Below are 9,356 nucleotides of genomic sequence, written 5' to 3'. Positions count from 1 at the left end.
TCGTTGTACTTCTTCGGTGCAGGCATCGCCGGTGTTCCTCCAGGATTCGATGTCTCCATCTAACCCGGGGCGGAACAACCTGGCGGCGAATCGGGCGGATGGCGGCGGGGACGCCGACGACCAGGGCGACCACGAGCAGAGTCACCAGGGTGGGGGTGTGGTTGGCGAGCTGCACCCACGCGGTGAGCAGCAGGACACCGAGGATGGTTTCCGGGGTCCACCACCACAGCAGCCGGATTACCGGCCAGATGCGCACGAGCAGCCAGACGGCGGCACCCATCGGTGCGCCGATGAACGCGCCGACGAAGACGGCGAGGATCGGGTGAATGTAGGAAGCGGCCACCACGGCCGACAGAAGGCCGACGATGACCGCCGTGAGGATGAACGCCATCTTGGCGTTACGTGCGGAGGAGCGGTGGACTTTGGCCTCGATGACCGTCACCGTTCCGGTTGACCTGCCGGCGAACCGGCGAGGACTAGACTTGGACATGACACGTCCTCCCAAGGTGATTGGGCTGGATGGGTTGGGGGCGTGGGGTCGGCAGGTGTAGGAGCCAGTACCGACCCCACGCTTTTCGTGAGCAGTTCAGCCGTTCTTGCCGCCCGTGGTGGCGGCGGTGTCGGCGAAGAGCGAGAAACTGAGGACGACAGCCTCGATGTAGCCGGTGCTACGCAGGTCGTTGGTGATTTTGGTGATGTCGGCCATGGAGCGGATGTGCCGCTTGCAGGGCCATTCGACGGACATGAAACCGATGCCCTGAGGGGCCTTGTAGGTGAACGAGATCATGTAGCGGAACATGCTGTTCCTCCTCGTGAAGCCGGCCAGCAGGCCAGCGAGATGGGAAGAACCGGCAACGAGGCCGGCAGGCGGGAAGCCAGTACCGGCCCCGCGCCATGAGAGGTGGCAACCAAAACGGTTGCCGGGCCGGGAATGTAGGAGCCAGAAACACTCCCGGACCGCAGGGTGATCAGTTCAGCGGACTATGAGGCCGCTTCGTGCGTCAGACACCAGAGGCTCACACAGTGCGGTGAGCGAGGGACCTACTTGGCCGCCGAGTTACCAGCCTTCGGCTTCAGCGAGATCGCACGGAACGCGACGCCGTTGCGCCCGTTGGTCGCCCACGGAATGGCCTCCAACTGCTCGACAGCGACGAGCTGTCCCACCGTCACGCTCGGCTTCTCTCCCGCCGTGGTGATGGTGATGATCTCGCCGCCAGTCTCGTCGAGAACGAAGACCTGGGTGGACCACATGAGCCGGCCGGTGTTCTTCTCCGACCGCTGATTGCCGTTCTGGTCGTTCTTCGGCTCCGGGTCCTTCGTAACCTGAACCTGCTTGCTCTGGGTGTCCACGTACAGCTTCACAACAAACCTCCTGTGTCTTTGGCCAGGTATTGAGCTAGTCCCCGGTGGACTGTTGCTCGTGGCCTCTGCGGATAAGGCTCCCGCTTTCCCGAGGACGACCCATCCGATGGGCTAGACGACTTTGGGACGTCTCAGCTAGCCTGAACTCGTCCCTAGTTGTCCCTTGAGGAGTGTCGGATGCCGAACGAGCGGCTACGTGATGCGATCCTGCGTAACGGCCTGACCCCGGTTGCTGTGGCCGAGAAGATCGGGGTCGACGCGAAGACCGTCGAGCGGTGGATCACGCAGGACCGAACGCCGTACCCACGTCACCGACACGCCATCGCGGCGATGGTGCGGGAAGACGTGCCGTACCTGTGGCCCGACGCGATCACCCCGGAGAAGGCGGCGCAAATCGGGCAGAACGAGATGATCCAGCTTTACTCGCGGCGATCGTCGGTGCCGTACGACCTGTGGCGTCGGCTGATCGAACGCGCCACGCAGCGCATCGACGTGCTCGCCTACGCCGGCCTGTTTCTCCTGGAGCAGGACCCGAGGCTTGTCGACGTCCTGCGTCAAAAGGGCGTTGACGGAGTTGAGGTGAAAATCCTGCTCGGTGATCCGACCAGCCCTGCCATCGAGCGGAGGAGCGTCGAGGAAGGCACGCCCGGCGTGATGGCCGCAAAAATCCGGCAGGTGCAGCAGTACTACAACCGCCTCGATGGTGCACCAGGGGTGAAGGTGCTCTACCACGACACGACCCTCTACAACTCGATCTACCGCTTCGATGACGAGATGTTGGTGAACATGCACGTCCTCGGCTTTCCGGCACCGCACGCGCCTGTGATGCACCTGCGCATGCTCAACGGTGGTGACCTGTTCCGCACCTACTCCGACAGCTTCGATCGGGTTCTGGGTGCCTCGAAGCCCCGGTCTGTCGACGAGGTGGCAGCCTGAAGGCATGGCGAGAACCGAGCACTACCACGACCCGAACGCCCCGAAGGCCAACAGCATCGTTGTGGCCGTATCCGTCTTCGTGCACGACGCAAACGAGCGGGTTCTACTGATCCAGCGCACCGACAACGGGCTGTGGTCCCTACCCGGCGGGGGCCAGGAGATCGGCGAGTCGGTCGCAGAAACGGCAGTGCGGGAGACCCGCGAGGAAACCGGCATTGTCGTCGAGGTCACCGGGATGGTCGGCGTTTACTCCGACCCGGGCCACGTCATCGAGTACTCAGACGGCGAGGTGCGGCAACAGTTCTCGCTCTGCTTCCGAGCCGCACCGATCGGCGGTACACCGAGGCCAAGCGACGAGTCGCACGATGTCCGATGGGTGGCACGCGACGAGCTGGCGGCGCTCGACATTCACCCGTCGACCCTGCTCCGCATCACCCACGGCTACGAGGATCGGGGCAAGCCCTACATCGGCTGACGGACGTCGGCGAGCCGGCGTTGAGTCCGCTGCACAGCAGCGACTATCTCCGGTTCCGCCCGGCCAATGAACCGGGTCACCAGGTGCTCCGGCCCGTACCGCGACCGAATCTCTGCCAGCCGGTCCAACACCTCGAAGTCTTGACCATCCGGCCCGGTCGTCATGTCGGCACAGCAGAGGGCGTCGGTTACCGCCGTTTCCTCCCGAGGAAACTCAGGCGCCAAGATCTCACCGAGCCCACGTTCGTCGGCTTCCAGCCACGCACAGGAGTGATGAGCGACTAGGGCGGCAATCCGCTCGTTGAAGTGCTCACGGCGTAGCCAGCGGCCACCATCGAGCGAGTGAAAGCCGGTGTCGACCAGGTCAGGGCTGTAGCCGACATCGTGCAGCCACGCCGATGCTACGAGTACCTCACGATCCTCGCTCGGAACTGCTCCACTGATCCGGTCCGCCTTGGCAGCGACCGCCTGAACGTGACTCCATCGACGGGGCAACGGCGTCTCTAGCAGGTGTTTCGCAACTTCCCGAGCGGTGTCGACGAGGGCGGCCATGTCGCCAGGGTACGGAGCCTCCACCCTGATCGCTATCCTGTGACGAGCCGACGACAACGCGAGGACGGCCGGACTGCCGGCAAGTGGTTCAAAGTTTCTGTACGTCTTCAAGGCGGCCCTGAACGGGCCGCACGCGCCGCCGCCTGGGCGCGCGTCCGTCGCTCCGCTGGCGCTCCGACTCCGGCCACGCAACACGCCCGGCGGCTGGCGCGGAGGGCGGTAGCCCGGTGGGCCGCCGCAGAACGGCAGGGCTGTGACCGGGTGGTGGAGGGCCGGCAGCCGGCCGGGCCGCGCGGCCAGCACCGCGCGGCGTAGCGGAGCGCACGCCGGCCACATCGGCGAGCCGGCGGCGATCGCGAGGTCTCGGCTACTGCGCCTCCGGCGGGGGCGCTCCGGCTCCAGGATGGCGGGGCTGCGTCGGCGGGTTGCGGTCCGTGGCTGGTTGCGGTAGGCCATCCCGCCTGCCATCGACCCGGGCAAGCCGAGCAGACTACCGCCCGACCCGCCAGCGTCCGAACGTGCGTCAAGGTTCGCTTGACGTGGCGGGTCGGGCGGCAGCCCGCTCCCCAGGAGGGCGGGTCGACGGCAGACGGGATGACAACGGCTATCGGAGCGGGATGACGTTCTTCGGGGCGGAAGCCGTCTTTTGCGCCGTTGGTGCTAACGATCTCAGGATGACAGGGCCAAGGCCGAGTCGATCCGAAACCTGATTCATTCGAAGCGGCTCCCCGAACCTGACAGAGAGTAACCTCGCGAATAGTGCCGGTTCTTCCGGTACTACCCTCACGGGCTCATTCTTCCGCCACCCTCGCGCAGAGAGTTGCTTGAAGAGGGAGGTTTTCCTTTGCTCATCGATCAGGCCAAGGTGCGAACCTCTCATTATCAGTGCTTGAATTGAAATTCCCCACTTGGACTTCTGTACTGCTAGGTCGCGAAGAGTGATTCCGCCCGAGAGTGCATCCTGGGCACGACTCTTCGGCATCAAAAGTGCGCCCGCAAATCTGTTGGCCTCGCCCTCTGCATCGGTGACATTCCGACGCCTCGTGTGTAGCACGAGGTGCCCGACCTCGTGGGCGAGAGTGTAGCGAAGCCGATCACCGGAGCCGCTTGAGAAGTAGCCCACAAGGGCAGGGTCGGACTTGCCTGGCCAAAAAGAAACGCCGAAGTGTCCAATCGCTTCCTCCTCGGCATTGTGCTCGCCTGGAAGCGTCAGAGGCACTACCACCACGCCTGCCCGCTCGCATGCACGAGTCAGGTGTCTGATCGGCCCGTCGCCCCCAAGCTGGAGAGCTTCCCTCGTCTCAGCCGCCAACCTCTCGATGTCGTCATGGGTGATCTCGCCTTGTGCGATCGGCAGATCGGGAAGCGGTAGCCCAGTCTCTAGGGCTAGATCGAAAACGATCCGATAAGCCTCATCGAAGAGAGCCTTGACCCGTTTCGTGTCTCCTTGCTTTGCCGATGAAAGCTTTCGGAAGCGAAGAGTGCCGAGTGGTACGTCGGGCGGAGCTACCTCGAAAAATGAGCGAGGCATGCCGGTTGCAGCAGCAATACCTTCAAGGACTTCGTCGGTTGCCTCCTTGGTGCCATTCTCTATTTGGGAGACAAGTGACTGGCTGATGCTTGCAGCCTTCGACAAGTCAACCTGAGAAACGCCAAGCAGATGACGTACCGATCGGATACGCTCACCAGCTAGAGGCGTCGCCATTTCCTTCCTCCTCGATGTCGATGTCAAAGGGCAGCTCGAAGGCCGAATCGTCCGGTGTGAACTCAAGAGACATCAAATCCTCGTCAGCGCGAGGGAGGAAGAAGTCGATGTCAGCCTTGTGATTCTGCATGAATTTCCAAATGTCAGTCGGACGAACGACCCGAAGTGAGGCTTCCCCGGTCTCTAGGTCGACATGCCAGAGTGCCAGCAGGTTGCTCGCCTGCACTCCGTACAAGTCCTTGTCCGGGTTGCGATAGTACGCAACCCTGGCACCGTTTGTACCCGGCGGGGGGACGGCGTGCTCGGGCGCGATGTGTAGAAGCTTGGCCCGCAGAAGGGAGCGTCTGAGCAGAACCTGGCCGTTCCGCCGCTCAGTCGCCACCTCCCAGTCGCCAAGGTCGGCATCAGACAGGATTCGGCGGATATGTCCCCGGGTCAGGTCAGTCCTCTCGCGTTGGTAGACGCTGTCCGTCATTCCCCACTCAGTGAAATGCGTGTCAGCTACCTCTGCCGCAGTCTCCACCGCTCGGTGCAGCGGGGCGCACAGCGACCCGAGGGCGTCCTTGATGTATGCAAGATCATCAGGTGTGGCCATGGTGGTGATATTATCACCCCGTTTTTCACACTGGAAGTAGGGCATTCAGTGGTTCGCTGAACGTCGCGGCCTCCAACCTGCGTGCCACAACCCCTCGTGGCCCCGTTGCTGTCGACAGAAGCGGTGACAGCAACCAGTCGGGAGAAGGACAGTCGCCGGCAGCCGAGCGTCAACTCCCGCCCGAGGTCGCGGACGCGGACGCGGACGGACGCTGCCGGACGGAGCGCGCAGAACTTGTAAGCGAGCTGTCAGGCAGCGAGGCAGCAAGAAGGCAGCGAAAACCTCGATACGGGCCGATCCGGAACCCGAAGCGATGTCGCCCGGCACCTGCTCGTTGAGGAGGGTTGACACTCGTCGGCAGCAGGCGACAGATTGAGTCCGCATCCCCCCGACGGGGGTCGTCCCTTTGTGGGGAGCGCTCCCGGGCTGGTGACGGGGTGTATCCCGGGGCGACGGGCGGAAAGTCAGCGAACGTCAGCCGGACCCGGTCGACGTAGTCCTCGGGCGTGTGCGTGCACCGGTCCAGAAGCGGCACCCCGGCCGCCAACTCCATGCCGCCCTTCGGTCGCACGCCCACACCTTCACCAGCCCCGACCGGATACCCCCGGCCAGGGAACGTAGCAGCGACCGCAACACCGACCCCTTCCCCGCTCCAGTCGCACCCGCGATCAGCACCTGTGAGCCGGTCAGCCGCAACCGGTACGCCTGCCCGTCCTCCCGCACCCCAGCGGCAACGCGTCCAGGTTCGGCACCTCGGCCACCGGCAGCGGCCCGACGATGCCGGCCAGGGGGTCGAGTCGTACCCGAACGTCAAACACCGCGTCTCCTCGTCTTTGACGCCGCGATGCTGCGAGGCGGCGCGTTCTCAGTGGTGGGCCGCTGGATCTGAAGACCGGCGATCTGAGCGAAGACCTCCCGCCGGGCCAGGGCTTCACCGGTGGCCCGGTTGATGGAATAACCGGTCAGCCACACCCAGCCGTGATACGTCGGCTTGTCGCAGACCGAGGTCACCCGCAGCCACAGCGCCCGATCACCGCCGAACTGCACCGGCGCCCGACCGTCGATCAGCACCAGATCACCGGGAACCGGCACACCCGGCCGACGCGGCATGACGGTGCGAGGCACCGGGGCGGGCGGGCCATTCACGGACCGTCGTTCGGGTCGACGTCCTACACCAGCACCCACCCCGGGCCAGCCTCAGCAGCTCGACGCGCGACCGGATCCCGCGCAGTCCAGGCATGACCGACGCGCCACGGCGCGGGTCCGCTCTGCGCCACGCCCGATTGCCCGTACGGCGGACGATCGGATCGCCGCACGCGAAGCCCTGGTGCTACGAGACGTCGAACAGCCGTAGGCCGTCGTACTCGGCGAAGTCGGCGTAGTCCTTGCCGTTGAAGGTCGCCAGCGGCAGCCGGTCGACCAGGCAGCAGGCCGCGATCCAGGAGTCATTCGTCGGACGGGGCCGCCCTCGGTGCTGTGCCCGCGCCTGGAGCTGGCCCCAGGTCGTCGCTACCGCTTCGTCGAAGGGCAGCAGGACCACGCCGGATCGCCACTGCGCGAGGTCAGCAAGCTTGCGCGGCCCCCAGCTCCGTAGCGCGGTCCACTTGGTCAGCTCGCCGAGCGTGACGAACGTGATGCACAAGGTCTTACCGGCCAGCCGGGCACGAAGTCGGTCAGGCAGACGACCACGCAGAATCGCCGACGCGACGTCGGTATCCAGGACGGCCAGGTTTACGCGGCGCTGGCCCGCCGAGAGGCGTACAGGTCGGCGAGGAAGTCGTCCAACTCGTCGTCGGACTCGAATAGGCCCGGCCGGGCCAGGTCGTCGACGGAGGCGACCGGCTGCACACCCTGCCGGCGGGCCAACTCCTCGGCGGGCACATGCTCAGCGGTCGGCCACTCGGGCATCCGCTCCGCGCTGCTCGACATCACGACCCACCTCCTGCACCCCACACCGCCGCCCATTGTCGCACGGTCAGCACCGGCACCACCGTCAATCAGCCGCGCGGAGAGCCGACGACACGGCAAGCCGCCCCCGGCCAGCGTGGCCGGGGGCGGCAAGCCGTACGCCGCCGGACAACCGCGCGGCCGTGCCAGCCACGTGCCGGCAACCAGTGTCCGAAGGGGTCGACAGCGGTCATGATCGGGCACCCCGACCCCGCCGTTGACCAGGCGTTCCGGGCAGGTCACGACAGCCGAAAACGATCTTCCAAACTGGCGCTCCGGCCCAGCTCACGGCCGGCCAGTTAGTTGTATAACCAGAGGGCGGCACAGCCGAAGCACAGCGCCAGCAGGACTGCCGAAACGAGCAGCAGCACGAGTAGCGTGAGCAGTTCGCTGCCCGACGTCGTTGCAGGCTCCAGCGGTGGACTGCCAGCGGCGGACTCGGACTCGGGGTCGGGCACGTCGTGATCATGTCAGACACAGTCGTACGGCTGTACAGCCGAGCCAGCAGACCGAGCCGGCTCTCGTGGACGCGAGCAGACAGGACGAGCAGGTCAGCGGCAGTGACCGACGTTGACAGACAGCAGGCTTGATCTTTGCGCAGCAGGGGTCCGAAACGTGGCCCGCTTGCGGCCTGCCCTGCGGGCGGCCTCCAGCCGTCCTCGGGCACCCGCAGCGCGTCGTCCTAGAGTCAGCAGATCGTCAGCAAGTGCCGTACCGCGCGGCAACTCTCGATCATGCTTGACGACACGACCGGTACGTCTGACCACGCGGTACGGCACTTGATCACACTCGCTGCTACGTCATGTCACTTTCCCCCCCCGACGGGGGTCGTCCCTTTCTCCTGGAAGCGCTCCACCGCTGCTCACAGGCCGTTCTCCGGCCCGTTCAGACCGTCCAGGGACGGCTTTTCTGCGCGGCCGGGTGCTGCTCATCGAGCGCACACCGACAACGGCCTCTGGTCCCTGCCCGGTGGCGGCCAGGAGATCGGTGCAACGATCGAAGAGACGGCCGTCCGAGAAGTCCACGAGGAGACCGGCATCAGCATCGAGGTGACCGGGATGGTTGGTGTCTACTCCGACTCCGGCCGCGTCATCGAGTACTCGGAGGCGAGGTGCGGCAACAATTCTCGATCTGCTTCCAGGCCAAACCGATCAGCGGCACTCCGGCCCGAGCGACGAGTCACATGGTGTCTGGTGGGTGACCCGCGACGAACTGGCGGCGCTCAACATCCACCCGTCGACCCTGCTCCGCCTCAACCACGGCTACGAGGAGCGCTCCGAGCCCTACATCGGTTGACGGACGCTGGCGAGCCGGCGCTGAGTCCGCTGCACAGCAGCGACCATTTCCGACTCTGCCCTCTGCCGATGGACCGGGTCACCAGGTGCTCCGGCCCGTACCGGGACCAGGTCTGGGCTGTAACCCACGTCGTGTAGCCACGCCGACGCGACAGTACCTCGCGATCCTCGCGCGGGACTGCCGCGCCGATCCGGTACGCCTTGGCAGCGACTGCCTGGACGTGACTCCATCGGCGGGGTAGCTCCGTCTCGCTACACCCTGCCCGTTATCCCGTGGCCAGCCAACCGACGAGACAAGGGCGGCCGGGCTGCCGGCGATGGCGCGTTTCAGGACGTGCGTGACAGATCAGTCTCGGGACGTGGATGACACATCCCGCTGGAGGTCCTCTTCTCTGTTGCTCGACAGAGTAGTTCTAGTGCTGCTCCGCGTTAATTCGTGGAGGGGTGTTGATTAGGCTGGCTGGTCGTCGAGGTAGAGGTAGCAGGCGCA

General features: G+C 65.3%; 12 protein-coding genes and 2 pseudogenes. 3 read left to right on the top strand and 11 right to left on the bottom strand.

Annotated elements, in window-relative coordinates; all coding sequences use genetic code 11:
* The 3 genes and pseudogenes from ACLQ24_RS27195 to ACLQ24_RS27185 form a co-directional block, all read right to left on the bottom strand.
* A pseudogene (locus tag ACLQ24_RS27195) lies at positions 1-490 on the bottom strand (hypothetical protein); the annotation flags it as partial.
* A 96-nt stretch (positions 491-586) separates the two neighbouring features.
* Complete coding sequence (locus ACLQ24_RS27190; protein ID WP_328532974.1) at positions 587-799, bottom strand: hypothetical protein; 213 nt, start codon at positions 797-799, stop codon at positions 587-589.
* Positions 800-1,041: 242 nt separating this feature from the next.
* The gene (locus tag ACLQ24_RS27185; protein ID WP_309223034.1) at positions 1,042-1,362 is read right to left on the bottom strand and encodes a hypothetical protein; all 321 of its coding nucleotides are present in this window, start codon (positions 1,360-1,362) and stop codon (positions 1,042-1,044) included.
* Positions 1,363-1,539: 177 nt separating this feature from the next.
* On the opposite strand from ACLQ24_RS27185, the gene ACLQ24_RS27180 reads away from it, so the two are divergent.
* Together ACLQ24_RS27180 and ACLQ24_RS27175 are read left to right on the top strand one after the other, a co-directional pair.
* Entirely contained in the window at positions 1,540-2,298 is a 759-nt protein-coding gene (locus ACLQ24_RS27180; protein WP_425894591.1) for an XRE family transcriptional regulator, read from the top strand.
* 4 nt (positions 2,299-2,302) lie between these two features.
* Entirely contained in the window at positions 2,303-2,773 is a 471-nt protein-coding gene (locus ACLQ24_RS27175) for an NUDIX hydrolase (RefSeq protein WP_425894590.1), read from the top strand.
* On the opposite strand, the gene ACLQ24_RS27170 is transcribed toward ACLQ24_RS27175, so the two are convergent.
* The 8 genes from ACLQ24_RS27170 to ACLQ24_RS27135 form a co-directional block, all read right to left on the bottom strand.
* Positions 2,761-3,324 carry an HD domain-containing protein gene (locus ACLQ24_RS27170; protein ID WP_425894589.1) on the bottom strand — a complete coding sequence of 188 codons (564 nt, stop codon included), beginning with the start codon at positions 3,322-3,324 and terminating at the stop codon, positions 2,761-2,763. The genes ACLQ24_RS27175 and ACLQ24_RS27170 overlap by 13 nt on opposite strands.
* A gap of 604 nt (positions 3,325-3,928) precedes the next feature.
* Positions 3,929-5,029 carry an ImmA/IrrE family metallo-endopeptidase gene (locus ACLQ24_RS27165; RefSeq protein WP_425894588.1) on the bottom strand — a complete coding sequence of 367 codons (1,101 nt, stop codon included), beginning with the start codon at positions 5,027-5,029 and terminating at the stop codon, positions 3,929-3,931.
* Positions 5,007-5,624, bottom strand: coding sequence for a hypothetical protein (locus tag ACLQ24_RS27160; RefSeq protein WP_425894587.1), 618 nt, complete (start codon positions 5,622-5,624; stop codon positions 5,007-5,009). Before ACLQ24_RS27160 ends, ACLQ24_RS27165 begins: the two co-directional genes overlap by 23 nt.
* A 686-nt stretch (positions 5,625-6,310) precedes the next feature.
* A complete protein-coding gene (locus ACLQ24_RS27155) occupies positions 6,311-6,442 on the bottom strand; it encodes a hypothetical protein (protein ID WP_425894586.1) in 132 nt (43 codons plus the stop codon).
* On the bottom strand, positions 6,435-6,695 hold the full coding sequence (locus ACLQ24_RS27150; RefSeq protein WP_425894585.1) for a hypothetical protein: 261 nt from the start codon (positions 6,693-6,695) through the stop codon (positions 6,435-6,437). Before ACLQ24_RS27150 ends, ACLQ24_RS27155 begins: the two co-directional genes overlap by 8 nt.
* 259 nt (positions 6,696-6,954) lie before the next feature.
* Entirely contained in the window at positions 6,955-7,344 is a 390-nt protein-coding gene (locus ACLQ24_RS27145; protein WP_425894592.1) for a type II toxin-antitoxin system VapC family toxin, read from the bottom strand.
* Positions 7,345-7,355: 11 nt separating this feature from the next.
* Positions 7,356-7,553: a hypothetical protein gene (locus tag ACLQ24_RS27140; protein WP_425894584.1), complete on the bottom strand. Its 198-nt coding sequence runs from the start codon at positions 7,551-7,553 to the stop codon at positions 7,356-7,358.
* Positions 7,554-7,870: 317 nt separating this feature from the next.
* Positions 7,871-8,029 carry a hypothetical protein gene (locus tag ACLQ24_RS27135; protein WP_425894583.1) on the bottom strand — a complete coding sequence of 53 codons (159 nt, stop codon included), beginning with the start codon at positions 8,027-8,029 and terminating at the stop codon, positions 7,871-7,873.
* Between the two features lie 276 nt (positions 8,030-8,305).
* Here ACLQ24_RS27135 and ACLQ24_RS27130 point away from each other — a divergent pair.
* Positions 8,306-8,587: pseudogene (locus tag ACLQ24_RS27130) on the top strand (hypothetical protein); the annotation flags it as partial.
* Positions 8,588-9,356 lie beyond the last annotated feature (769 nt).

Source organism: Micromonospora sp. DT4 (assembly GCF_049841675.1).
Taxonomy (GTDB): Bacteria; Actinomycetota; Actinomycetes; order Mycobacteriales; family Micromonosporaceae; genus Micromonospora.
Note: the sequence above shows the minus strand (reverse complement) of the source record. Positions and strands in the feature narration are given on the sequence as shown.

Bases quoted from the DNA above. Each gene is read 5' to 3' on its own strand.
- ACLQ24_RS27190 (WP_328532974.1), bottom strand. From the start codon at position 799: ATGTTCCGCTACATGATCTCGTTCACCTACAAGGCCCCTCAGGGCATC.
- ACLQ24_RS27180 (WP_425894591.1), top strand. From the start codon at position 1,540: ATGCCGAACGAGCGGCTACGTGATGCGATCCTGCGTAACGGCCTGACC.
- ACLQ24_RS27175 (WP_425894590.1), top strand. From the start codon at position 2,303: ATGGCGAGAACCGAGCACTACCACGACCCGAACGCCCCGAAGGCCAAC.
- ACLQ24_RS27170 (WP_425894589.1), bottom strand. From the start codon at position 3,324: ATGGCCGCCCTCGTCGACACCGCTCGGGAAGTTGCGAAACACCTGCTA.
- ACLQ24_RS27165 (WP_425894588.1), bottom strand. From the start codon at position 5,029: ATGGCGACGCCTCTAGCTGGTGAGCGTATCCGATCGGTACGTCATCTG.
- ACLQ24_RS27160 (WP_425894587.1), bottom strand. From the start codon at position 5,624: ATGGCCACACCTGATGATCTTGCATACATCAAGGACGCCCTCGGGTCG.
- ACLQ24_RS27140 (WP_425894584.1), bottom strand. From the start codon at position 7,553: ATGTCGAGCAGCGCGGAGCGGATGCCCGAGTGGCCGACCGCTGAGCAT.